The 24,473-nt window shown below is 45.9% G+C and carries 19 protein-coding genes; 7 read left to right on the top strand and 12 right to left on the bottom strand.

Translation table 11 applies throughout. From position 1 onward, the window contains the following. Positions 1-48: 48 nt before the first annotated feature. The 4 genes from AC3CHU_RS01255 to pilM are packed head-to-tail and all read right to left on the bottom strand — an operon-like array spanning position 49 to position 2,799. The gene (locus tag AC3CHU_RS01255) at positions 49-570 is read right to left on the bottom strand and encodes a pilus assembly protein PilP (RefSeq protein WP_488524961.1); all 522 of its coding nucleotides are present in this window, start codon (positions 568-570) and stop codon (positions 49-51) included. Further along, complete coding sequence (locus AC3CHU_RS01250; protein WP_488524960.1) at positions 554-1,183, bottom strand: type IV pilus inner membrane component PilO; 630 nt, start codon at positions 1,181-1,183, stop codon at positions 554-556. Before AC3CHU_RS01250 ends, AC3CHU_RS01255 begins: the two co-directional genes overlap by 17 nt. After that, positions 1,176-1,790: a PilN domain-containing protein gene (locus tag AC3CHU_RS01245; RefSeq protein WP_488524959.1), complete on the bottom strand. Its 615-nt coding sequence runs from the start codon at positions 1,788-1,790 to the stop codon at positions 1,176-1,178. The genes AC3CHU_RS01250 and AC3CHU_RS01245 overlap by 8 nt, the downstream gene beginning before the upstream one ends. Further along, complete coding sequence (gene pilM, locus AC3CHU_RS01240) at positions 1,774-2,799, bottom strand: type IV pilus assembly protein PilM (protein WP_102481611.1); 1,026 nt, start codon at positions 2,797-2,799, stop codon at positions 1,774-1,776. The genes AC3CHU_RS01245 and pilM overlap by 17 nt, the downstream gene beginning before the upstream one ends. Positions 2,800-2,950: 151 nt before the next feature. On the opposite strand from pilM, the gene AC3CHU_RS01235 reads away from it, so the two are divergent. Then, a complete protein-coding gene (locus AC3CHU_RS01235; protein WP_488524958.1) occupies positions 2,951-5,512 on the top strand; it encodes a penicillin-binding protein 1A in 2,562 nt (853 codons plus the stop codon). A gap of 112 nt (positions 5,513-5,624) precedes the next feature. Here AC3CHU_RS01235 and oxyR read toward each other — a convergent pair whose 3' ends face one another. After that, positions 5,625-6,518, bottom strand: coding sequence for a DNA-binding transcriptional regulator OxyR (gene oxyR, locus AC3CHU_RS01230; protein WP_017080198.1), 894 nt, complete (start codon positions 6,516-6,518; stop codon positions 5,625-5,627). 203 nt (positions 6,519-6,721) lie between these two features. On the opposite strand from oxyR, the gene AC3CHU_RS01225 reads away from it, so the two are divergent. Beyond that, on the top strand, positions 6,722-7,450 hold the full coding sequence (locus tag AC3CHU_RS01225; protein WP_004729672.1) for a glutathione peroxidase: 729 nt from the start codon (positions 6,722-6,724) through the stop codon (positions 7,448-7,450). 324 nt (positions 7,451-7,774) lie between these two features. Next, on the top strand, positions 7,775-9,241 hold the full coding sequence (locus tag AC3CHU_RS01220; protein ID WP_372244119.1) for a dihydrolipoyl dehydrogenase: 1,467 nt from the start codon (positions 7,775-7,777) through the stop codon (positions 9,239-9,241). A 157-nt stretch (positions 9,242-9,398) separates the two neighbouring features. On the opposite strand, the gene AC3CHU_RS01215 is transcribed toward AC3CHU_RS01220, so the two are convergent. Further along, complete coding sequence (locus tag AC3CHU_RS01215; RefSeq protein ID WP_004729674.1) at positions 9,399-9,746, bottom strand: RidA family protein; 348 nt, start codon at positions 9,744-9,746, stop codon at positions 9,399-9,401. 87 nt (positions 9,747-9,833) lie between these two features. Here AC3CHU_RS01215 and AC3CHU_RS01210 point away from each other — a divergent pair, with 87 nt between their 5' ends. Next, on the top strand, positions 9,834-10,082 hold the full coding sequence (locus tag AC3CHU_RS01210; RefSeq protein ID WP_372244120.1) for a DUF3624 family protein: 249 nt from the start codon (positions 9,834-9,836) through the stop codon (positions 10,080-10,082). A gap of 243 nt (positions 10,083-10,325) precedes the next feature. Here the strand turns inward: AC3CHU_RS01210 and argH are convergent, their stop codons facing one another. The 4 genes from argH to argC all read right to left on the bottom strand — a co-directional run bounded on the left by argH (position 10,326) and on the right by argC (position 15,679). Next, positions 10,326-12,200, bottom strand: a complete 1,875-nt coding sequence (gene argH / locus AC3CHU_RS01205; RefSeq protein WP_004729676.1) for an argininosuccinate lyase — start codon at positions 12,198-12,200, stop codon at positions 10,326-10,328. A gap of 347 nt (positions 12,201-12,547) precedes the next feature. Next, complete coding sequence (locus AC3CHU_RS01200) at positions 12,548-13,759, bottom strand: argininosuccinate synthase (RefSeq protein WP_009848894.1); 1,212 nt, start codon at positions 13,757-13,759, stop codon at positions 12,548-12,550. A gap of 114 nt (positions 13,760-13,873) precedes the next feature. Continuing rightward, complete coding sequence (argB, locus tag AC3CHU_RS01195) at positions 13,874-14,662, bottom strand: acetylglutamate kinase (RefSeq protein WP_102498696.1); 789 nt, start codon at positions 14,660-14,662, stop codon at positions 13,874-13,876. A 12-nt stretch (positions 14,663-14,674) separates the two neighbouring features. Further along, the gene (gene argC, locus AC3CHU_RS01190) at positions 14,675-15,679 is read right to left on the bottom strand and encodes an N-acetyl-gamma-glutamyl-phosphate reductase (RefSeq protein ID WP_372244121.1); all 1,005 of its coding nucleotides are present in this window, start codon (positions 15,677-15,679) and stop codon (positions 14,675-14,677) included. Between the two features lie 153 nt (positions 15,680-15,832). On the opposite strand from argC, the gene argE reads away from it, so the two are divergent. From argE to AC3CHU_RS01175, 3 genes are all read left to right on the top strand, one after another. Then, positions 15,833-16,969 carry an acetylornithine deacetylase gene (gene argE, locus AC3CHU_RS01185; RefSeq protein WP_372232576.1) on the top strand — a complete coding sequence of 379 codons (1,137 nt, stop codon included), beginning with the start codon at positions 15,833-15,835 and terminating at the stop codon, positions 16,967-16,969. 251 nt (positions 16,970-17,220) lie between these two features. After that, entirely contained in the window at positions 17,221-19,857 is a 2,637-nt protein-coding gene (ppc, locus tag AC3CHU_RS01180; RefSeq protein ID WP_488524957.1) for a phosphoenolpyruvate carboxylase, read from the top strand. Between the two features lie 373 nt (positions 19,858-20,230). Then, complete coding sequence (locus AC3CHU_RS01175; RefSeq protein WP_065207413.1) at positions 20,231-20,770, top strand: PadR family transcriptional regulator; 540 nt, start codon at positions 20,231-20,233, stop codon at positions 20,768-20,770. A 115-nt stretch (positions 20,771-20,885) separates the two neighbouring features. Here AC3CHU_RS01175 and metF read toward each other — a convergent pair whose 3' ends face one another. Next, positions 20,886-21,785, bottom strand: coding sequence for a methylenetetrahydrofolate reductase (gene metF / locus AC3CHU_RS01170; RefSeq protein ID WP_004729683.1), 900 nt, complete (start codon positions 21,783-21,785; stop codon positions 20,886-20,888). Positions 21,786-22,060: 275 nt separating this feature from the next. Further along, positions 22,061-24,472 (bottom strand): bifunctional aspartate kinase/homoserine dehydrogenase II, encoded by a 2,412-nt coding sequence (locus AC3CHU_RS01165; protein WP_473576382.1) that lies wholly within the window; start codon positions 24,470-24,472, stop codon positions 22,061-22,063. Position 24,473: the final 1 nt, after the last annotated feature.

Below are 24,473 nucleotides of genomic sequence, written 5' to 3'. Positions count from 1 at the left end.
TTCCTTTAATCATATTTACATCTCATATCCACATCATGTGACATTGGTTTACTTCAGAGCCAGTCTAACGTTGCGCTTATGCCAACAACCTAAGCCATCTGGAAGAGTTTCATTAACCTGAACGTACTGGCTCGTCACTTTAGTAACTCGGCCATTGTTTAAGCCGATAAACTGGCCTTTTTTGACGTTTACCACGTTCCCTTTGGGTGTTTGCACTAACCCAAACACACTTGTGCCGCTTCCCATGAAGCCTCTTAAACGAAGCTTACTCAACGGGTACTTCTCTAATTTCCCATTACGAGAACGCGCGCTAGGTTGCCAACAGTCTTTCTTAACTAAAGGCTGATTTTGCACGATGGCTTCTTTAGGCAGTTCAAACGGAGGACGAAAGGCGCGGCGCTGATAAGTAGCGGCCAAAAATTCAGTCGCAGGAACCAGTTGTTCCACCTCTTTTCTCGCTTTGGCCTCAACTTGCACTACAAAGTCTTCTAACGAATCTTCATTCGCTTTACAGCCCGTGAGCACAAGCAATAGTAATGTTGAATAAAACACGCTATTGGGTTTCATCATTGACCTCCGATTTAAATTGGTAGGTATAAGCTCGAACCCTGAAGTGCAGCGTGCTACTTTCTTGACTGACTCGCTGCCAATTCACGTCATCAAAGCTGATGATGCACGGCAGCTTAGCAATGGCCGCAGAGAAATCACCAATCTCGTGGTAGTCACCCGTCAGCTCGATGTTGAGCGGTAAACGATAGAGAAACTCTTTGTTCTGCTTCTGCCCCCAGTCAATTCGCGTAAATGTCAGCTTATTATCCAATCCAAGCTCGTTCACAGAGGCCAACATACTGGCTAGCTCTTTTTGAACGGGCAATTGCTCCAATAGATAGTCATAACGGCTAGTTAGCTCATCCAGCTGGCTCTGAAGCTTAGGTAAGGCCGCAACCTTATTGGCCTTTATTCTCAAGGTCGCTTTTAAGGTCTGCTCTTGTTGCTTCATCTGCTGTAGCTCATCGTCCAAAGGCAGCACATACAACCAAGTGCCCACTCCTTGAATAAGTATCACCAACACTAGAATCACCAGTAATTGAGGCAGTAACGGCCATTCGGTGATCTCATCAACATCAAGATCTTGCAAGCTCATCCTATTTTGCCAACTAATCCGATTTTGAACGTTAGCCATGATTCGCCCCCTTCTCTTTTATGTTCGCAGTTGTGCTCTCTGCGGTCGTGTTTTCTAAAGAAATAGGGCTAAACACAAAAGAGACCTTGAAGGTCTGAAACTCTTTATTGAAGCGCTTGCGGTTATGAACGATGGAGTGCATCTCGACCCCTTCCAGAGAATCAGAACGCTCTAGATTGTCCAACATGGTGGCGAGACGAGCGGTGCTGTCGCTGATGCCCGACATTTCAATCTCCTGACCATTCATCTTTATTTTGTCGACATACACACCCTCAGGAATAAGCTTCGGCATCAGGTTCATAAAGTCGGTGGTCTTGTTGCGACCAAGCTGCAATGATTCGACTACATCAAGCCTGCTCAGAATCGCTTTATGCTCCTGCTCCGCGACCTTTAATGACTGAATTTGTCGGTCGAGCTCGGTAATATATCGATTGAGGTAACTAAGACGTGCTTGCTGCTTGGCTTGTTGGTCGTAAAAATAGTGACCAACCGCCCATTGCCCTGCAAGCGCGATGATGACACCAAGAATGACCAGATGAATAAAGCGCTTTTTGTGCTGAGCGCGAATATCATCACGCCACGGCAGCAGATTAATTTGATGCAACATGCTTTTCTCCCTGCCACTTGAGTCCACTCATCGCCATACCCGCCGCAATACCGAAATGTTGCCAGTTCGTTGGTAATCGACGTCGCTTCGCCACCTTATTCTCAAATAGAGACAAAGGGTTCAGTGACTCGCAACTCATCTGAAAATGACGTTCTAGCTCTTCGGTTACCATAGGAATGCTGGCGCCCTCGCCCATCAGCCAGATCCCTGAGATAGGTTGCTGCGCATTTCCCGAGGAATAGAGCTGCAATTGACGCTTGAGCTTCTCAATCAGGTTAACAATGAATTGATGTGTATCTTCAGTGGTGGCGAACACACTCTCGATATCACTTGCCGCACCATTGCTGCGAAGATCTTTGGTACCAAAAGCGATATCTTTATAAAACGGTGCCAAACCTTGTGGAATAATGCCTAACGACGTTTGGTCGATTCCCACATCCACCAGCAGCCAGTTTTTCTTTTCGGGGTACAGGCGCGATGCCATTTGCCAGATGTTAAGCAACCCATGCGCCTGCGTGTCTACCACCACAGGTTTAAAACCAGCTTTGGTCAAAGCATCCGCTCGGCTATCCACCACTTCTTTACGAGTGGCGTATACCTGATAACTGCTTGTCGAACCTTTACCAAATCGTTTGTCTTCTAGCTTTACAAAATCTAAACTCAGCTCCTCTATCGGAAAGGGAGATTGATGAGCAAAGGTTTGATAGATCGAAAACTCTTTTTCTCTGTCTTCTAACTCACTCTCTATTTGCAGTACTTTGCTGATCACCGTGTTATCAGGTACTGAAATGGCGACGTTGCAACAGCCAAAAGGCAGCCCTTTCCTAAGTTCTTTAAGTTTCTTAACAGTTTTCTGATACTCCAAAGTATGGTTAGCTGTAAAAATGTCGTCCGAAATCGGCAGCTCTTTGTATCCCACTAGGGCATACAACTCCCCCACGGGTTTTAGTACCACGGCTTTGATGCTGTGATGATTTATATCTATACCTGTAATTAATGATGAACCCATGTGACCTAGCTCCTGAAGTGCCAAGCATTTCGTTGATTATCTAGGGGTTGTGATTATTAGTTAAATAAGCGTTAATAAACGAAAGCTAAGTTTTTAGCCTAGAGTACAAGGGTTTGCTGCTTATCAGCCTTAACTAATCAGGGATTATCCGGTGAAGTTCATAAAGCGATTATTCATATTTACATTGATTTGCATGATTCTTGGAGTCAGTACAATTTTTGGGTTTTATTATTACGTAAAACCAGAGTTGCCTGATGTTGCCACTTTGCGTGACGTGAAGCTCCAAACGCCAATGCAAGTCTTCAGTCAAGACGGTAAGTTGATCTCTCAATTTGGCGAAAAGCGTCGTAACCCAGTGACTTATGACGAGATCCCTCGCCACTTAGTTGAAGCTCTGATTGCCACCGAAGATAGCCGTTTTTACGAACACCCAGGTATTGACCCAATCGGTATCACCCGTGCAGCGCTCGTCGTTGCAATGTCGGGTTCAGCCAAACAAGGGGCGAGTACCATTACTCAGCAGCTTGCGCGTAACTTCTTCTTATCTAATGAGAAAAAGATAATGCGTAAGATCAAAGAGATCTTCATTGCGATCCATATCGAGCAACTGCTTAGCAAAGAAGAGATCATGGAGCTTTATGTAAATAAGATCTTCCTTGGTCACCGCTCGTACGGTTTTGGCGCGGCAGCGCGTGTTTATTTCGGTAAAGATCTCCCCGAGCTCACCCTGAGTGAAATTGCTACGCTAGCGGGTATGCCGAAAGCACCATCCACGATGAACCCTATCTATTCGATTGAGCGCGCGACTCACCGTCGTAACGTGGTATTACGTCGAATGTTAGACGAGAAATACATCACTCAAGCAGAGTTCGATGAAGCTCGTAGCGAGACATTGATATCGAAATACCACGGTGCAGAGATTGAACTGAGCGCGCCGTATGTTGCTGAAGTAGCACGTGCTTGGATGGTTGAACGCTATGGCGAAGCCGCTTACACATCAGGAATGAAGGTTTACACGACCGTTGATTCAAAACTGCAAAAAGCAGCGAACCAAGCGGCGATTAAGAACCTACTTGGCTACGATGAGCGTCACGGCTACCGTGGTGCAGAAAAAGTATTATGGCAGACGGCACAATCAGCTTGGGATCAGGAACAAATCGTTAAACACCTTAAGTCTCAACCAACCTATGGTGACTTAGTCCCTGCTGTTGTTACCGCGGTTGATTCGAAAAGCGCTCAAGTTTGGGTTAAAAACCAAGGCGAAGGTACTATTGAGTGGCAAGGCATGAACTGGGCGCGTAAATTCTTAACGGATAATCGCCAAGGACCAGCACCCTCTCAAGCGAAAGAGATTCTTGCTGTTGGTGAGCAAGTTTGGGTTCGCCATGAAGTAATTACAGGAGACGAAGTATCTGAAGAACCGACAGAAGAGTCAGCAGAGGCGAAGTCAGAAACACCTGTTGAATGGCGACTAAGCCAAGTACCCAATGCGAATACTGCTTTTGTTGCAATGAACCCGAACAACGGCGCGGTATTGTCGATGGTGGGTGGCTTTAACTTTGTTCACAACAAATTCAACCGTGCGACGCAATCTATTCGTCAGGTGGGTTCTGGTATCAAACCATTTATCTACTCAGCGGCCATTGATAAAGGCTTAACGTTAGCATCACTGATCAACGATGCGCCTATCAATCAATGGGATAAGAGCCAAGGTACCGCATGGCGACCAAAGAACTCACCACCGACCTACGTGGGTCCTACGCGTTTACGTATTGGCTTAGCTCAATCTAAAAACGTAATGGCTGTGCGTGTGCTGCGTGAAGTTGGCTTAGATGATACTCGTAACTACCTAACTCGTTTTGGTTTTGATATTGACGAAGTACCTCGTTCTGAAACTATTGCTCTAGGTGCGGGTAGCTTAACGCCAATGAAGGTAGCTCAAGGTTACTCAGTATTCGCTAATGGCGGCTACTACGTTGAACCTTTCTACATCAGCCGTATTGAAACGCCATTTGGTGAGACTGAATTCGAAGCGACACCGAAAGTGGTTTGTAAGGACAATTGCGATCATAAGGTTGCCACAGACCCAATGGCCGATGAGTTTGCAGAGCAAGATGTGGATGCCAAAGTACAATACGCACCTCAAGTCATCTCTGAGCAGAACGCATTCCTTGTTCGTGAAATGATGTACAGCAACATCTGGGGCGGCGGTGACTGGAGTGCTGGCACAGGTTGGAATGGTACAGGTTGGCGAGCTCAGCCGTTGAAGCGTCGTGACATTGGCGGTAAAACCGGTACAACCAATGACTCGAAAGATACATGGTACAGCGGCTACGGCCCTGGCATGGTGGCAACGGTATGGGTTGGTTTTGATAACCACAACCGTAACCTAGGTCGAACTAAAGCGAACTCTAACCTTGGCAAGAGCCAGATTACCGGTGCCGAAGCGGGCGCTAAAACGGCAGAGCCTGCATGGGTTGATTTCATGGGTACGGCGTTAGCGGGCGTTCCTGCTGAGCGTAAAGAGATTCCGGAGAACATCGTTCGTGTTCGTATCGACCGTGAAACTGGCTTACTGACTAATAAGTTCGATAGCTCATCAATGTTCGAGTACTTCGAGAAAGGCACAGAGCCAACTGAGTACATCACTGAACGTTTCAATGATGACATCTACTCAACGTCATCAGGCGAAGCAGTAGAAGAGCTATTCTAGCTAGGGTTTGTTGAACTTAGTAAGATGAACCAACAAAAAAGGGTTGATATGAATTCATATCAACCCTTTTTTTATATCTACATCTGAACAAACTCCACTCTAAACTCGAGTGCTAAGCCGTTTTTTCCAATTGAGTTCGGATAGCCTCAGCCAGTTGTTCAAAACGCCCCTTTAGCGGAGAGCCCGGTCGGTAGGCAACAACAATGCGACGTGAAGGTGTTGGATTCACCGCTGGCACGTAACACACACCATCTTTTTGTTTTTCCTTTGGAACCGATAACTGAGGTAACAAGGTAATGCCCGCCCCTGCCGCTACCATGTTACGCAGCGTTTCTAAGCTGGTCGCTTTAAAGCGCTCATCATCTTTTGCACCCGCAGCAAAACAGAAGCCCAAGGCTTGGTCTCGTAAGCAGTGACCATCGCCCAGTGCAAGCACGGTTTGTCCATTTAATTGCAACATATCGACAGCGTCCTGCTGTGCCCATTCATGATCACACGGTACGGCAACGCTTAATGGTTCGTCATAGACATCAATCTCTTTGAACGCAGCCGTTTCATCTACCGCAGCCAGCACCAAGCAATCAAGCTTGCCATCTTCTAACTGGCTCACTAACTGATGTGTCTGCGCTTCGTGCAGATAAAGCTCAAGGTCTGGGAAACTCTCTTTTAGATAAGGAATGATCTTAGGCAAAATGTACGGGCCAACGGTCGGGATAAAACCAATGTGCATCGGCCCCGTCATCGCTTCACCGTGTCCACTTGCCATATCTTTAAACGTCTTTACCTCGTTGAGAATGCGCTTGGCTTGCTCAACAAGTTGTAAACCTGATTCTGTAAATATTACCTTCCTTGGGCTACGCTCGGTTAACTGAAGTCCAATTTCATCTTCCAGTTTGCGTATTTGACCGCTCAATGTCGGCTGACTTACAAAGCACGCTTCTGCTGCTTTTCGAAAATGTTTGTGCTCAGCGAGCGCCACCAAGTATTCAAAGTCACGAATGTTCATGCTCAGTCTCTTACCTCAGGTTTTAATAGAAACATTTAAAAGAAAAATGCTCTTGATAGAATTTACCTATCAAAACCATAACATCAAACGATTAGAGCTATCAAAGGATTTATCTAATAATGGGCTCAACGAAACGAAACAGAGCAAAGAAAAACGTTAAGCTCTGATAGAACAAAATTAAAATACTATTTAAGGAAATCAATATGTTTGCATCTAAAGAAGGTCAATCAATCCCTCAAGTAACATTCCCAACTCGCCAAGGTGATGCATGGGTTAACGTAACGACGGAAGAGCTATTCAAAGACAAGACAGTTATTGTATTCAGCCTACCAGGTGCGTTTACACCAACATGTTCTTCAAGCCACCTACCTCGTTACAACGAACTGCACTCAGTGTTCAAAGAAAACGGCGTTGATGACATCCTTTGTGTTTCTGTAAACGACACGTTCGTAATGAACGCGTGGAAAGCAGACCAAGAAGCTGAAAAAATCACATTCATCCCAGATGGCAACGGTGATTTCACAGACGGCATGGGTATGCTAGTTGAGAAAAACGACATCGGCTTTGGCAAACGTTCATGGCGCTACAGCATGCTGGTTAAAAACGGCGTGGTAGAAAAAATGTTCATCGAAGAAGACGTACCAGGCGACCCGTTCAAGGTTTCTGATGCTGATACTATGCTTAACTACCTTGCTCCTGAACACAAAGAGCAAGAGTCAATCACAGTATTCACTAAGCCAGGCTGTCCTTTCTGTATGAAAGCGAAACAGAACCTAATCGACAAAGGTCTAAACTACGAAGAAGTGGTTCTAGGTAAAGACGCAACAACAGTAAGCCTACGTGCAATATCTGGTCGCACTACCGTTCCTCAAGTATTCATCGGTGGCAAACACATCGGTGGTAGCGAAGAACTAGAAACTTTCCTAGGTTAACCACTTAGTCGCTAATAAACACTTAGCAATTAAATAACCTAAGTAATTAAATAGCTTAGTAATACCAGCTAACCCACCCTCTTGTGGGTTAGCTATTCCAAACCACTCTTATCTGAGCTTTGGAAAAAGATACAGCTTCTGACTGGCCAATTTTTAGCTAACCTATAGTTAGTAACAAGAAGCAGTTAGTAACAAAAAGCTGAATCACAAGCTAAACCTAATAAAACAGAATCACAAAACTGACCCGCAATCCTGACTCTCAAAAAATCACCAGAGTTGGAGGGGTTCGTTCACACTAAATTTAGCCATTGCGAGAAAATTATTATGAAACAAGTCAATGTAGATGTAGCAGTTATCGGGGGCGGTACAGCAGGTCTAGGTTCTTACCGCGCTGCAAAAGCACACACTGACAGTGTCGTGATGATTGAAGGCGGCCCTTACGGTACAACCTGTGCTCGTGTTGGTTGTATGCCATCTAAACTGCTTATTGCAGCAGCTGAAAGCGTACACCAAATCGAGAAAGCTCCGGCTTTTGGCGTTCACCCACAAGGTGATATCGTAATTAACGGCCGTGAAGTGATGGACCGAGTGAAGTTTGAACGTGACCGTTTTGTTGGTTTTGTTTTAGAAGGTGTTGATGAAATCCCAGAGCAAGACAAGATCTCTGGCTACGCAAAGTTCTTAGATGACAACACGCTACAAATCGATGACCACACGGTTGTCACCGCTAAGCGTATTGTTATCGCGACCGGCTCTCGCCCTGCATACCCTGCAGTTTGGAATGAGCTTGGTGACCGTCTAATCATTAACGATGACGTATTCAGCTGGGATGATTTACCAGAGTCGGTTGCGGTATTTGGCCCAGGTGTTATTGGCCTAGAACTTGGTCAGTCAATGCATCGCTTAGGTGTGAAGACCAAACTGTTCGGTTTGGGTGGTCAAGTTGGCCCAGTGACCGACCCAGAGATAATGGCGTATGCAGATAAAGCGTTCAATGAAGAGTTCTACCTAGATGCAGACGTAAAAATCGAAAGCATGAAGCGCATTACCTCAGAATCAGGTGAAGCTCGCGTCGAAATCCAGTTCATAAATAAGCAAGGTGAACTAGAAACCAACATCGTTGAGTATGTGCTGGCAGCAACAGGCCGTCGTCCTAATACAGACAAGCTTGGCCTAGAGAATACCTCTCTTGAGCTTGATGAGCGTGGTGTGCCAATCGCCGACCACTACACACTGCAAACATCACTGCCATCGGTATTTATTGCCGGAGATGCAAGCAACCAACTGCCTCTACTACATGAAGCAGCAGACCAAGCGCGTATTGCGGGTGATAATGCAGGTCGCTTCCCTGAGATTCGCGCAGGCTTACGCCGCTCTAAAATCTCTGCGGTATTCTCTGATCCACAAATCGCGATGGTGGGTGAAACATACAAAGAGATCATAACCCGCTTAGGCACCTGTGGTTGTTTCGCAACGGGTGAAGTGTCTTTCGAGAACCAAGGTCGTTCACGAGTGATGCTACGCAACAAAGGTATTCTGCACGTTTACGGCGAGCAAGGTACAGGCCGTTTCCTTGGTGCTGAGATGATGGGACCAAACGCAGAACATTTGGCTCACTTACTCGCATGGGCACACCAGAAAAAGATGACGGTTTCTGAAATGTTAGATATGCCGTTTTACCACCCAGTAATTGAAGAAGGTGTACGAACAGCGCTACGTGACCTCAACGCGAAACTGCACCTTGGTCCAGAGATGGTGAAACACTGTCTAGATTGTGGCCCGGGTTGTTAATTTCAGACTATCGTTAGCAGTTAGCAAACACTAGATACTAAAAAGGAAAGCCATTGGCTTTCCTTTTTTTTTGGCTTCGAGCATCGTCATTCCAGAACCGAGGGACGAGGTATCTGGAATCTCTTGAAGCCATTGCTTGTCGCTAAAGGCTTAGCGATTACTTCTCAGCAGCAATCACAGAGATCTCAACAAGTAGCGCTTCGCGAGCCATATCACCAGTCACACATGCGCGAGCTGGAGCGTGACCTTCTGGAACCCATGCATCCCAAACCGCATTCATTTCTTGGAAGTCTTTCATGTCTTTCAAGTAAATCGTTGCTGACAGCATGTGCTCTTTATCGCTGCCCGCTTGCTCAAGTAGGGCTTCCACTTTATCTAACATCGTTTGTGTTTGTTCTGTGATGTCTTTTGTTGCATCAGCACACACTTGGCCACATAGGTAGATAGTGCCGTTGTGTTTAACAATACGGCTCATGCGTTGTTTGGTTTCTTGGCGCTCAATCATCGACTTTCTCTCTCTGTGTCACCGTGATCCAATATCTTGTGACGTGTTATTATCAAGGCAACAAGCATAACGCGAATCAAACCCAAGATGACATGCATTCATTGCAATAAAAGTGAAAAAATCCGTAACAAACTCGGCCGCTGTCAGCGCTGTATGAATCAGCTAATGGTGTTGTCGATTTTAAGTTGGGGAATATGGTGGTTGTTTTTCAAAGAAGACCCAAAAACCATCAATGCCATCGCTTTGATGATGGCTGCTTTCGCATTCAGTGGTTTGCTGTCGTTACATTGGATAATGAAGTTTGTGGTGCTGCCTTTAAGGAACAAAAAGCGTTAACAGAGAGACTTTGCTAGATAAGTGATAAAGGCTAGATACCCAATAAAATGACCCGACTTAGCAAGCCATCATCATTTCCCAAACAGCAGATAGAAAAAAGCCCCAGAACCAATCGATTCTAGGGCTTTCTTAGAAAATTCTAAGAAAAAGCAGTGGTACTTTAATAGACCGGACTTTTCCTAATTTGTTCCCAAAAAAGATCAATTTTTTGATCTTTTTTTTAGGGGCTATAAAATCAATGCTTTATGCAACATTAACCTTAGCGATGATCTGCTCTACCAAGTTCACTTCCAAGGCCACTTCATCACACGCGTGTTGACGCGGACACTGGTCACAATCTTTCAGCACCTTCTCTGGCAGCAGAGATTTTGATGTCGGTAAGAAGTCATGCTTCATAAAGAACTCTGGAGTACGAGTCAGTACAAACACCTTCTTAATGGCCATTTGTCGTGCTTTATCAACCAAGTGCTGCACAATCGCTGTACCCTGCCCTTGACCTTGCCATCCAGCCTCAACACCGAGCGAGCGAATTTCCGCTAAACCAGAATCATACACATAGAGTGAGGCGCAACCTGTCACCTCACCATGATGTTCTGCGACAGCAAACGAGCCAATATCACGCACCAGTTCATTACGAGAACGAGGTAGGTTTTCACCCATGTTCGCCCAGTAGGCCACCATGCCTTCCAACGCTTCAATATCCGTCAGACGAGCAGGACGAACCTTCACGATGGAAGTGTCACGCTGTGATAAACGCTTCTCAGCTTGGTCAACCGCGTAAGCCACTTGCTGTGGTGATACACCGCCTAGCGCGCTACGTTTTTCAAGACACGATTCAATGGTCAGAATGTCATATACATCCTCTTCAATCACCTCAGAGAACTCTTTCATCTCTGCGATGGTTAACTCTTCTAATGCACAGCCTTTAGCAATCGCCGCCACTACCGTCACACCAACAATATGGTGAGCTTCACGGAAAGGAATGCCTTTCGCTACTAGGTAATCAGCCAGCTCAGTTGAGTTCGCGTAGCCTTGTTTCGCTGCTTCAAGTGTACGTTCGCCGTTCACTTTAATGCCGTCAAAACAAAGAGCAGCCATTTCCATACAATCATTCCAAGTGTCTAAAGCGTCGAACAGACCTTCTTTATCTTCTTGCATGTCTTTGTTGTACGCCAAAGGCAGGGCTTTCACTGTCATCATCATTGCGGCTAATGAACCATAAACACGGCCAGTTTTGCCACGGATAAGTTCGAGCGCATCAGGGTTTTTCTTTTGTGGCATCAGAGATGAACCTGACGTCACAGTATCCGCTAACTCGATGAAGTTCGATTCACCTGAGTTATAGAAAATCATATCTTCTGCAAGACGTGAAAGGTGAAGCATAGAGATAGATGCAATCGACATCAGCTCCATCACATGATCACGGTCAGAGACTGAATCTAGAGAGTTGCGTGTTGCACGACGGAAACCTAAGTTGTGAGCTAACTCTTCACGGTCCATCGGGTAAGCAGTTCCTGCAAGGGCACCAGAACCCAGCGGACATGTATCTAGGCGCTTAATCGCATCATTCAAACGAGAATAATCACGCTCAAGCATTTCAACGTAAGCCAAGCACCAGTGAGCAAAAGTTACCGGCTGAGCACGTTGCAAGTGAGTGTAGCCAGGAAGCACGGTTTCTTGATGCTGAGAAGCGACATTCACCATTTGGCTTTGCAGACGATCAAGCGCTAACAGCAGCTGATTACCTTGTTGACGACACCATAGTTTAAGGTCGGTCGCTACTTGGTCATTACGAGAACGGCCAGTATGAAGTTTTTTGCCCAAATCACCGACTTTGCCGATAAGTTGTTGCTCAACCCAGCTGTGAATATCTTCTGCATCAGAACGTAAGATCTGTTCAGGATCTTCCATCACCTCGAGTTTTAGCTCGTTCAGTGCAAGCTCTAGTCTTTGCTGTTCTTCTTCTGTTAGAACGTTGACCGATTGTAGAGCCTTTGACCAGGCAATAGAGCCCACAATGTCTTGCTCAGCCAATCGGTAATCAAAACGAAGAGAATCGTTAAAATCTTTGAACCGGGTGTCTGCTGCTTGGGTAAATCTACCGCCCCATAATGCCATTGTGTATCTCCTAATTGCACAGTGCTCACTGTTTTTGCAAATGATAATTCTGATTAAGATTCAGTATTTTTCTGATGGTTTAAACTTACGGCAATTCAAAATGAAAATAAAGTATTAATTCATTATTTTCACATATTTATTCATCACAAGTTCATTCCATTGATTATTTTCAGCGTGGAGCGCGAATTATATGCCATTCGACAGTAAAAACCGAAGCTGATTTATTAAACAAACAAAAAGCAAAAAGCCCACTCACTAATCAATAGTAAATGGGCTTTGCATAATGATGTCTGTTTACTGGCCTTCAACCTTTCGCTAAAGGCTAGCTCACTAACTCATTGTTCGGATTACTTTTGGCTATTCAGAGCACGGATACGGCTTGATAGCGAGTAAAGACGAATGAAACCTTCAGCGTGGCTTTGGTCGTAAACTTCATCTTCGCCAAAGGTTGCAAACTCTTCTGAGTACAGGCTGTTGTCAGAACGCTTCTGAGTCACCGTTGCATGGCCTTTGTAAAGTTTGATAACCACTTCACCATTCACGTCTTGTGCTAGCTCATCTGTTGCTGCAAGAATTGACTTACATAGCGGAGTGAACCAACGGCCATCGTATACAAGGTGAGAAGCCTTAACACCCAGCTCTTCACGGAATTCGAATGCCGCTTTATCCAGAACCAGTTGCTCTACTGCACGCAGTGCTTCCATCATGATCGTGCCACCTGGAGTTTCGTAACAACCACGAGACTTCATGCCAACAAGACGGTTTTCTACGATATCGATACGACCAACACCGTGCTTCGCACCCTTCTCATTTAGGTAAACCAGTGCGTTGTATGGCGTCATTGTTTCGCCATCAACCGCTACCACTTCGCCTTTTTCAACTTTAAGCGTCACTGTTTCAGATTCGTTTGGCGCTTGCTCTGGGTCTACAGTCCAAGCCCAGCAATCTTCATCAGGGGCATTCCACGTATTTTCTAGTACGCCACCTTCTGTAGAGATATGCCATGCGTTTGCATCACGCGAGTAAATCTTAGTTAGAGAAGCGGTACAAGGGATGTTACGCTCAGCTAGGTAGTCTAGACACTCTTCACGGCTCACTAGATCCCATTCACGCCAAGGTGCAATTACGTGTAGGTCTGGTGCTAGTGCAGCAAATGCACCTTCAAAACGAACTTGGTCATTACCTTTACCAGTACAACCGTGACATAGCGCGTCTGCACCTACTTTACGGGCAACTTCAACCTGAGCTTTCGCAATGATTGGACGAGCCATTGAAGTACCTAACAAGTATTTACCTTCGTAGTAAGCACCTGTTTTAAGCGTTGGGTAGATGTAATCTGCCACCATCTCTTCTTTAAGGTCAGCGATGTAACACTCAGACGCACCAGAAGCTTTTGCTTTCTCTTCGATTCCAATCAGCTCTTCATCGCCTTGGCCTACATCAGCAACAAATGCGATAACTTCGCAGTCATAGTTCTCTTTCAACCATGGGATGATTACTGATGTGTCTAGACCGCCAGAGTAGGCTACTACAACTTTCTTTACGTTAACTTTGCTCATTTTCTTTCTCCTAGTTTCCATACTGCACATGGCGGTCAGCGTTGGAAATGACTTTAATAGTTATTATTTAAATTTATTTGTCTAAATTCTTTAAGTAGTGACTCGTTGTGAGGCCTACTGAGGTAAAAACTGTGTTCCTATGCTTTTACCTGAAAAAAGTTGTGTCAGTTTGTCTGGGTATCGCCAAGTGGCGACTTCGATTGGTCGTCCAAGGTCGTTAGCCGCTTCTAATGCGGCTTTGACCTTAACGATCATGCCGTCAGTAATGACTTTACCTTTAATAAGGTCATCGGCTTGTTGCTGATTAAGGCTTGGAATCAGGTGGCCTTTACCATCCAATACACCACTGACATCAGAAAGCAGTACCAGTTCAGCATCAAGCGCGCCAGCTACAGCTACAGCAGCTTGGTCTGCATTGACGTTCATCAGTTGGCCTTGCTCAGTCAAACCAATCGAGCTAATGATTGGCAGTGCGCCAGCATTAAGAATGGCTTGCAGGACGGTTGAGTCGCCCGGCTCAGCTTTACCTACTGCACCTAATTCAGGGTTCAGCTCGCTGACTTTACATAGACCACCATCAGCTAGGCTCAAACCAACAGCGTTGATACCGTCTTTAATCGCCTGACCTTGAAGCAATTTGTTGGCCGTGCCCGCTAGCGCACCAGCGATCAAAGGAATCTGATCATAAGGAGTAACACGTAGCCCTTCTTTCTTAACGGTTTCAAGGTTCAACTTATTCATCAAATCATCAACAAGGTAACCACCGCCGTGAACAATCACGATTGGTCGCTGTGCCTGCTGTTGGTAAGCTGAAATCGCACCAAATAACTTGCTAAGTGTTTCACCACAAGATAGCGCAGCGCCACCTAACTTTATGATTAATGGTTGATTATTAAGGCTCATATCTAGATTTCCTTACACTAACGCAGTTAATGGTGCAAAACCATAACGTAAATTCAAACACTGCATCGCTTGACTAGATGCACCCTTTAATAAGTTATCAATCGCTGAAACAACGATGATGTGCTGACCTTGTACCTTCCAACCTAAATCGCAGAAAGGTGTTTGTTCTACATCTTGAATTCTTGGCAATGTTTCTTCGAGTAATCTCACAGCTGGTTTACCTTGATAAGCTTGCTCGAAGGCTTCTTGTATCTGTTGTTCTGTCACACCGTCAGCTAGTTTCATGGTAATGGTCGCTAAAATGCCACGCTTAAAGTTGCCTAGGTGTGGGGTGAAAATCACATCACATCCTAGATGTACAGCCATTTCAGGTTGATGACGATGGTTGAATACACCATAAGCTTGCAGGCTTACTTCGCAGAAGCTGTTGACCATACTCGCCTTGCGGCCTGCTCCAGTAACACCACTGGTCGCGTTAATCACTGGCCATTGGTTTGTATCAAGTAGCTTTGCTTCAACCAAAGGCTTAATCGCTAATTGAGAAGCTGTTGGGTAACAACCCGCGACTGCAACAAGCTGAGCCTCTTTGATTTCTTGTTCGTTCCATTCAGCTAAACCGTAAGCAGCTTTGTCTAGCCATTGTTCGTGTTGATGTTCAAAACCGTAAAACTCTTGATAGAAGTTTTCGCCTTTAACTCTGAATGCACCCGACAGGTCGAACACTTGGCAATCGTTCTCAAGGAAGATTGGCGCTAGGTCGTGACTTACCTCGTGTGCAGTGGCTAAGAAAATCACATCAGACTGTTTAGCCACTTCTTCTGGATTCGTTAAAGGTTGCACTGGCATATCAATCAGGCCAGCTAACTTACCGTGCAGTGCAGCGATAGGTTTGCCTGCATCTACACTATTGGCTGAGACATATAAACCTGATAGCGTGAGCTCAGGGTGTCTGTTTATCATTAGAGCCAGTTCTGCTCCTGTGTAGCCGCTTGCGCCAATGACCGTGGTTTTCAACATCTCAACACATCCATTCTTGAGGTAAGTTACATTTCAAATTTGACTATTCATACTTAATTTTTAGCTTTATTTGATTTCTTATGCATTAAATATGATTTAATATGTGTTTTACCGACTTATGGTTTTCCTGTCAATAGTAGAAGTGAAGTTATTATGCAATTACCGAGTTTTCTTGAGGTCTATAAAGGCCTAATTTCCACCGACTCCATTAGCTCAACCGATCCAAGCTGGGATCATGGCAACGAGAAAGTGATCGAAAAAATGGCTCAATGGTTTAAAGACGTAGGCTTTAGTGTTGAGGTGGTAGAGATCGAACCCGGCAAGCATAATATGGTCGCAAAGATGGGTTCTGGAGAAGGCGGCTTATTGCTTGCAGGACACAGCGATACGGTGCCATTCGATGAAGGACGTTGGAATTTCGATCCTCACGCACTAACAGAACACAACAACCGCTTCTACGGATTAGGCACGGCCGATATGAAAGGCTTTTTCGCTTTCGTTTATGAAGCCGCGAAGAAGATGGATTGGAGCAAACAGACCAAGCCGCTCTATGTATTAGCAACCTGTGACGAAGAAACCACTATGTTGGGTGCTCGTCATTTCACTGAGAATGCGCCGTTTAAACCGGATTACTGCATCATTGGTGAGCCAACCAGCCTCGTGCCGATTCGTGGTCATAAAGGCCATGTTGCCAATGCCGTGAGAGTAACGGGTAAGTCAGGCCACTCTTCTGACCCGGCATTAGGCGTCAACGCCATTGAGATCATGCATGAAGTGCTGTTTGCTTTAATGCAGCTGCGTGACAAGCTAGTCAAGGAGTACCATCACCCGGGTTTTGCAATTCCAAGCCCGACCCTAAACCTTGGTCATATCCACGGTGGCGACAGCGCCAACCGTATCTGTGGGTGTTGTGAGCTGCACTATGATGTTCGTCCTTTACCGGGCATTAGCTTAGATGGCTTGGATAACATGCTGCGTAGCGCGCTTAAAGAAGTAGAAGCAAAATGGCCGGGCAGAATTGAGATTACTCCCCTGCATGAGCCAATCCCGGGTTATGAGTGCCAGCACGACCATCCATTTATTGGTGGCATGGAATCAGTTTGTGAAATTGAATCGCAAACCGTGAACTACTGTACTGAAGCACCTTTCCTTCAAGAGTTATGTCCAACCTTGGTGTTAGGTCCAGGCTCAATTGACCAAGCTCACCAACCGGATGAGTTCTTAAGCTTCGATTTTATTGACCCAACAATTGATGTTCTGAGTAAATCTATTCGTAAATATTGTTTCTAGTTATTACTTCCTTTCCAATATTTTCGTATATAAGCCACCCAAAAAGGTGGCTTTTATTCTGTTATCCCTGACACAGCCTGATCTTGTAATTAAATTTCACTTTTTCTCTAAGTTTTGAAAAATTTACTTCTCCCGCATTTTTAAACCTAATAATTGCAAACTTAGAATGCTTTATTTGACTAGATACAGCACTTTTCGCTAGATTGTGTACTTAACAAGGAACAATGGATGTAATTTTTTTACGAGGCAGGATGACAATGAACGAGAAATACGCCGCTCTCAAGAGTAACGTAAGCATGCTGGGACGCTTGCTAGGTAACACAATCCAAGATGCACATGGTGACGTTATCTTAGAGAAAGTGGAGACTATCCGTAAACTTTCCAAATCCGCCCGCGCAGGCAACAAAGCTGACCGTGACAGCCTAGTTGAAGAAATCAAAAACCTGCCGAACGAACAACTCACTCCTGTTGCTCGTGCATTTAACCAATTTCTTAACCTCACCAACATGGCAGAGCAATACCACACAATCTCTCGCCACTGTGAGGAGCATGTTTGCGAACCAGACGTGCTGCAATCTCTATTTTCTAAATTAAATCAAAATGACATCAGCAAGCTAGACGCGGCTCAAGCCGTTCGTGACCTGAACATTGAACTCGTTTTGACCGCTCACCCAACAGAAATCACTCGTCGAACCATGATCAACAAACTGGTTAAGATCAACGAGTGTCTGTCTAAATTAGAATTAAGCGACCTATCACACAAAGAACGCGTGAAAACCGAACGTCGCCTAGAGCAGCTTATCGCTCAAGGTTGGCACTCTGATGTGATTCGTCAGCAACGCCCGACACCACTTGATGAAGCTAAGTGGGGCTTTGCGGTTGTAGAAAACTCTCTATGGGAAGCCGTGCCTGATTTCCTACGTGATATGGATGGCCGACTAAAAGGTTACCTTGGTGAGGGCCTACCAATCGATGCGCGCCCGGTTCACTTCTCATCTTGGATGGGTGGCGACCGCGATGGTAACCCATTCGTAACGCACACCATCACCAAAGAAGTACTGCGCCTATCTCGCTGGAAAGCCGCTGATCTGTACCTAGGTGACGTGAACGAGCTGATTACCGAACTGTCGATGACGAAGTGTAATGATGCCGTTCGTGAATTGGCTGGCGATGAGCACGAAGCTTACCGTGCAATCCTTAAGAGCCTACGCACTCTGCTGAACAACACGCTAGAAGTGCTTGACGCAAAACTGCATGATGCCGAAGTACCGAAGAAAGAAACACTACAGAATATCGACCAACTTTGGACACCGCTTTACGCGTGTTACCAATCGCTGCACGAATGTGGCATGGGCGTCATCGCAGACGGTTCTCTACTTGATACCCTGCGCCGCCTAAAAGCATTCGGTGTGCACTTGGTTCGTCTCGATGTTCGTCAAGAAAGTACACGTCACTCAGATGTCCTATCTGAACTGACTCGCTACCTAGGCATTGGCGATTACGACCAGTGGAACGAGCAAGACAAGATTGCTTTCTTAACCAATGAATTAAGCTCAAAACGCCCACTGCTACCGCGCGACTGGGAGCCATCTGAACAAGTCAAAGAGGTTTTAGACACTTGTAAGGTCGTTGCTGCTCAACCTCGCGAAGCCTTTGGTGCTTACGTAATTTCTATGGCTCGTACAGCATCGGATGTGCTGGCTGTTCACTTGCTGCTGCAAGAATGTGGTTGCCCGTACCGCATGGACGTATGTCCATTGTTCGAAACGCTGGACGACTTGAACAACTCAGAAGCAGTAATGAAACAGCTGATGAGCATCGATTTATACCGTGGCTTTATCCAGAACCATCAAATGGTGATGATCGGATACTCTGACTCAGCAAAAGATGCTGGCGTAATGTCTGCAGGTTGGGCGCAATACGACGCAATGGACAAACTGGTTAAGGTTTGTGAAGAAGAAAGCATTGAACTGACTCTATTCCACGGTCGTGGTGGTACGGTTGGTCGTGGTGGTGCTCCAGCGCACGCAGCCCTACTTTCTCAGCCACCTAAGAGCTTGAAAGGCGGCTTACGTGTAACAGAACAAGGCGAGATGATCCGCTTTAAGCTTGGCTTACCAGATGTTGCCGTAAACAGTTTCAATCTGTACGCAAGTGCGATTCTAGAAGCGAACCTTCTGCCGCCACCAGAACCAAAGCAAGAGTGGCGCGACCTAATGGAAGTGCTTTCTCAAGTTTCTTGTGAGGCTTACCGCAACGTAGTTCGTGGCGAAGAGAAATTTGTACCTTACTTCCGTCAAGCGACACCAGAGCTAGAGCTCGGCAAACTGCCACTCGGTTCTCGCCCAGCAAAACGTAACCCGAACGGTGGCGTAGAAAGCTTACGTGCGATTCCATGGATCTTCTCTTGGAGCCAAAACCGTTTGGTACTTCCAGCATGGTTAGGTGCAGGTGAAGCTATCCAATACTCAGTCGATCAAGGCCATCAAGCGCTACTTGAAGAGATGTGTCGTGAATGGCCATTCTTCTCTACTCGTCTAGGTATGTTGGAAATGGTGTACTCTAAGTGCAACATGGAAATTGCGAAGTACTACGACCAGCGTCTTGTTGATAAAGAACTACTGCCATTAGGTGAGTTACTGCGTGAACAGCTGCAAAAAGACATCAAAGCGGTACTAAATGTAGAGAACAACGAGAACCTGATGCAGAGTGACCCTTGGGGACTTGAGTCAATTCGTCTACGTAACATCTATGTTGAGCCACTAAACATGCTTCAAGCAGAACTGCTTTACCGTACTCGTAAGTGTGAAACACCACCAGCAGAGCTAGAAGAAGCACTAATGGTGACGATTGCAGGTATTGCAGCAGGTATGCGAAATACTGGTTAATTAGTGATTCCTACTATAACTTAATCAGCATTTACATCTACAAAGAGAACAAAAGGTCGCCATGTGTGGCCTTTTTATTTCACCAGATAACCACTAGTAAGTATTTTGTCAGTTTTTTGGGTTATTTTGTCCATGTATTCTACTTTATGCTTATTATTTAGATATACTACTGCTCCGCTGCGGAAACACTCCAAAAAAATAATCTGCAGCAACTTGACCTATAAACTGGTCAACCTAGGTGATAAACGGCTTTGTAAGGTGACATAACCAACCGCCGAGTTGGTGCTACTTAGACATAACCAATATAACGTGCCATTAGAAGCACACTTGTTGTCTAAGTATTTGTTTACTGTTTACCATTTGGATTTCAGACATGTCATTACCACACGTAATTCTAACCGTTTTAAGTACACGCGATGCTACTGGTTACGATATCACAAAAGAATTCTCTTCAAGCATTGGTTACTTCTGGAAAGCTAGCCACCAACAAGTTTACCGCGAGCTAAATAAAATGGCTCAGAACGACCAGGTAACTTGCGTGCTTGAGCCTCAAGAAGGCAAACCTGATCGTAAAGTTTACTCTATCACTGACGCAGGCCGCAGCGCGCTAGGTGAATGGTTTGAACAACCAACTGCACACCCAACCGTTCGTGACGAGTTCTCAGCTAAGCTAATGGCTTGTGCTGTACAACCTGCTGACGCTTACCGTGTACAACTTGCTGAGCTAGTTGAAGAGTCTCGCAAACTGGTTTCTCACTACAAAGAAATTGAAGCAGCGTACTACGCAACGCCATCTACACTAGACAAGCAAGCACGCCTTGAGCGTTTAACGCTTCGTCGTAACCTACTTATCCGTGAAGCATGGATTGTTTGGGCGGACGAAGTACTGCTTGAACTTGGTGCTCTTGCTTAAGTTAAGCTAGACGCTAGAAAAGCAAAAGGCTTGAACTCTTAGAGTCCAAGCCTTTTTTGTATCTATCGGACTTGAGATTTACAGCAAATAGCGCTTTAACAAGGCTGAAGCTTAATTACAGCGCAGCAACTTGTGGGCGAACACCTAGAGTATGGCAAAGTGCGTAGGTCATTTCTGCACGGTTTAGCGTGTAGAAGTGGAAGTCTTTCACACCTTCACGGCTCAGCGTACGAACCATATCGATCGCTTGGCTCGCACCGACTAACTGGCGGGTCGTTGGATCATCATCCAAGCCTTCGAATTGCTTCGCCATCCAGCCCGGTACTTTTACGTTATTCATCGCAGCGAAACGAGACGCTTGCTTGAAGTTAGAGACTGGCAAGATACCCGGTACAATCTCAACATCCACACCTGCCGCTACACAACGGTCACGGAAACGTAGGTAGCTTTCTACATCGAAGAAGAATTGCGTAATAGCACGGTTCGCGCCCGCATCCACTTTACGCTTTAGGTTAATAAGATCAGATTGAGCGCTTTTTGCTTCAGGGTGAACCTCAGGGAATGCCGCTACTGAGATATCAAAATCGTGGCGAGATTTAAGTAGCTCGACTAGATCAGATGCGTACATCTCTGGCGCGCCGCCGCCTGCTGGAATGTCACCACGCAGCGCAACAATACTCTCGATACCATTCGCCCAGTAATCGTCGGCAATTTGAATCAGCTCTTCGCGACTCGCATCAATACACGTTAGGTGTGGCGCTGCCACTAGGCCAGTTTGGTTCTTAATTTCTTTAATGATTGAGTGGGTACGGTCACGTTCGCCCGAGTTTGCACCGTAAGTTACCGATACAAATTTTGGTTGAAGTGTTTTAAGACGGTGAACAGAGTTCCACAAGGTCTCTTCCATCTTCTCACTGCTTGGTGGAAAAAACTCAAATGACACATTGATGTTGTCAGAAAGCTCAGCGATATTCTGATTTAAAGCGTCGATATGACTAGCGTGTGTGTATCCCATCTTACTCTCCCTGTGGCAAAAGCAACCACTAAAACTCAAATCCTTAAACGACGTTTAGACGTCTATATGTCTGTAGAATGTATTGAATACGATTTAATGTCAACAGATCCATTATGAATTTTTCTCAAGTAGATCGTGAGTAAAACTCAAGTCGTTAGATGGGTCGCAAAGCAGAAATAATGTAGAAAAAAGGCTGACAAACACATCGTGCTTTCAGCCTTATTTATCTTAGTGAATAGTATGCTATTTAGACACTAAACCAACCGATCTGAAAATCAAAACAGGCTAGACATTCTGTTTAAGTCAGATTGAATTGCACCAGCAGTGACTTCACGTCCTGCACCTGGGCCACGGATAACTAATGGATTATCTTTGTACCATTTACTCTCAATCGCAAAGATATTATCGCAGGGCAGTAAGTTCGCCAGTGCGTGCTCTTTCGATAGTGCTTCAACGCCTACGGTTGCTTTACCATTCTTCTCCAAACGCGCTACGTAACGTAGAACCTTTTGTTGAGAGTGCGCTTTTTCCAAACGCTCAGCTAACTCTTCGCTTAGAACAGAAGCTTTATCGAAGAAGTCATCCACTGATAGATCTTGCAGCTCTGCAGGTACGAGCGATTCCACTTTTACGTTTTCAGGTTCGATATCCAAACCGGATTCACGCGCCAGAATCACCAGTTTACGCATCACGTCTGAGCCATCTAGGTCAGCACGCGGGTCCGGTTCCGTCAGGCCTTGTTGCCACGCTAAATCAACCAGCTCGCTGAATGGCACCGTGCCATCAAACTGTTGAAACAACCAAGATAAAGTGCCAGAGAAAATACCAGACAGCGCAATGATATCGTCACCGCTCTCACGCAGGTCTCGTACTGTGTGGTTGATAGGTAAGCCTGCACCCACTGTCGCGTTGTACAACCAATGACGGCTGATCTTAGCGAAAGCATCTTGTACCTGATGGTAATACTCGCTCGATGCAGATCCTGCCACCTTGTTAGCCGAGATCAGGTGGATACCTTGTTGTGCAATTTGCAGATACTTTGCAGCAAGCACTGGGCTAGCAGTGACATCGAGTACTACTGCTTCATCGTAACCCTGAATAGAACCTAAACGCTCTAGCCAGTCGTTACCATTGTTGGCAATCGCTTCATCATCAAAACGTTTACCAACTGAAGTCGCATCAATGCCTTGATCGTCGAACCAATAGGTTTGGCTATCAACCACCGCAACCAATTCAAAGTTCATCCCACGACGCTTTTCAAGTTCCGCTTTTTGCTCGGAAAACAGGCTTAACCAACTTGAGCCAATGTTACCCTTACCACACAAGGCAATCGCAACACGCTTCTGAGCTTGGAACAGTTGAGAGTGAATGCCTTTCACTAGGCTTGATGTTTCACTCTTACGAATCACGGCCACCAAGCTTAAGCCTGAGCTCGCTTCTGAGATGAACTCCACTGGCGAGCTCTTGAGCTGTTGGTAGAAACCGTAGCAATGGTTCGGGTTCTTAGTCACACCCGCCCCCACAGCAGCAATCAGAGAAAAACCTTCTTTCAGTTTAATCTCAGCTTCAATCGCGTGGTCTTGTAGATATTCTAATGCACCACCAGCGATCTCTTCCGTGTAAGCAAGGCGCAAGCAGTGTTGATCTGGTTCTAATTCATAAGCAAGCGGCTCTAATTGAGCACGCTTAAGCCCTTCAAGGACTTCACTCTCCAGACGGTCGAAATCATGGCCGTGACCAAAGGTCAGTTGCACGATAAGAACTTCATCCAAAGAGGTAATGATTTTTGCACCACGCCCCGATGCCAGTACTCGCTCTATCTGTGTAGAGCCTGCCTCCGGCTGGTAGCTGCAGCGCAAGCTGAGATCCATGGCACTTTGAGCGACAGGCTGTAGCGTTCGACTGTGTAGCACTGGAGCCGCAAGACGAGCTAATTCACTGGCTTCATCAAGGCGAAGCAGAGGTAATAAACACGCATCCGAAACCAAACGAGGATCTGCGCTGTATACGCCCGCCACATCACTCCAGATTGTCACGCGTTCAACTTCAGCTAGAGCACCAATAACAGTTGCAGAGTAATCCGAACCGTTACGCCCAAGCAGCACCGTTTCGCCTTCGCAGTTCTGAGCCATAAAGCCAGTAATTACCACGCGACAATGTGCATGCTGCGCCAAGGCTTCTTTAATCAGAGGATAAGAGCGTGCACGGTCAACTTCAGGTTGAGCACCCGCTTCTGCACGTAAAAAGGCACGTGCATCTTGAGCAACTGCTTGTAAGTCATGCTGGCACAACAACGTCGCCAACAAACGTGAAGACCAAACCTCACCATGACCCAGTACTTGTGCTTTTTGTGCTTCACTCAAGGGAGCCGTTAGCTCACCCAAAGCGGTAAATTCTTGTTGGATGGTTGCCGTTAGTTGCGAGGCGGCTTCACCTTCAAGCAGAGCCTCAATCAGTTCAAGTTGAAACTGACGAAGGGTTTGCAGGCATTCATGAGCAATACGACCATCTTTGTCGAGCGCTTCGACAAACTCAATTAAGCGGTTGGTTGTTTTGCCTGCGGCCGATACCACCACCAAATCCGTCGCTGATGAGTATTCTCTAAGAATGTTGACCACGCGTTGGTAACATTCAGGGTTCGCTAAACTGCTGCCACCAAATTTATGTAGCTGGCGAAAGGTTGCCATT

Source organism: Vibrio sp. QJM3NY_39 (assembly GCF_057785895.1).
This window is presented reverse-complemented; position numbering and strand designations above follow the sequence as displayed.

What these genes read in the sequence shown, in the direction of transcription:
- AC3CHU_RS01255 (WP_488524961.1), bottom strand. Translation starts at nt 570, where the DNA reads ATGATGAAACCCAATAGCGTGTTTTATTCAACATTACTATTGCTTGTG.
- AC3CHU_RS01250 (WP_488524960.1), bottom strand. Translation starts at nt 1,183, where the DNA reads ATGGCTAACGTTCAAAATCGGATTAGTTGGCAAAATAGGATGAGCTTG.
- AC3CHU_RS01245 (WP_488524959.1), bottom strand. Translation starts at nt 1,790, where the DNA reads ATGTTGCATCAAATTAATCTGCTGCCGTGGCGTGATGATATTCGCGCT.
- pilM (WP_102481611.1), bottom strand. Translation starts at nt 2,799, where the DNA reads ATGGGTTCATCATTAATTACAGGTATAGATATAAATCATCACAGCATC.
- oxyR (WP_017080198.1), bottom strand. Translation starts at nt 6,518, where the DNA reads ATGAACATTCGTGACTTTGAATACTTGGTGGCGCTCGCTGAGCACAAA.
- AC3CHU_RS01225 (WP_004729672.1), top strand. Translation starts at nt 6,722, where the DNA reads ATGTTTGCATCTAAAGAAGGTCAATCAATCCCTCAAGTAACATTCCCA.
- AC3CHU_RS01220 (WP_372244119.1), top strand. Translation starts at nt 7,775, where the DNA reads ATGAAACAAGTCAATGTAGATGTAGCAGTTATCGGGGGCGGTACAGCA.
- AC3CHU_RS01215 (WP_004729674.1), bottom strand. Translation starts at nt 9,746, where the DNA reads ATGATTGAGCGCCAAGAAACCAAACAACGCATGAGCCGTATTGTTAAA.
- AC3CHU_RS01210 (WP_372244120.1), top strand. Translation starts at nt 9,834, where the DNA reads ATGACATGCATTCATTGCAATAAAAGTGAAAAAATCCGTAACAAACTC.
- argH (WP_004729676.1), bottom strand. Translation starts at nt 12,200, where the DNA reads ATGGCATTATGGGGCGGTAGATTTACCCAAGCAGCAGACACCCGGTTC.
- AC3CHU_RS01200 (WP_009848894.1), bottom strand. Translation starts at nt 13,759, where the DNA reads ATGAGCAAAGTTAACGTAAAGAAAGTTGTAGTAGCCTACTCTGGCGGT.
- argB (WP_102498696.1), bottom strand. Translation starts at nt 14,662, where the DNA reads ATGAGCCTTAATAATCAACCATTAATCATAAAGTTAGGTGGCGCTGCG.
- argC (WP_372244121.1), bottom strand. Translation starts at nt 15,679, where the DNA reads ATGTTGAAAACCACGGTCATTGGCGCAAGCGGCTACACAGGAGCAGAA.
- argE (WP_372232576.1), top strand. Translation starts at nt 15,833, where the DNA reads ATGCAATTACCGAGTTTTCTTGAGGTCTATAAAGGCCTAATTTCCACC.
- ppc (WP_488524957.1), top strand. Translation starts at nt 17,221, where the DNA reads ATGACAATGAACGAGAAATACGCCGCTCTCAAGAGTAACGTAAGCATG.
- AC3CHU_RS01175 (WP_065207413.1), top strand. Translation starts at nt 20,231, where the DNA reads ATGTCATTACCACACGTAATTCTAACCGTTTTAAGTACACGCGATGCT.
- metF (WP_004729683.1), bottom strand. Translation starts at nt 21,785, where the DNA reads ATGGGATACACACACGCTAGTCATATCGACGCTTTAAATCAGAATATC.
- AC3CHU_RS01165 (WP_473576382.1), bottom strand. Translation starts at nt 24,472, where the DNA reads ATGGCAACCTTTCGCCAGCTACATAAATTTGGTGGCAGCAGTTTAGCG.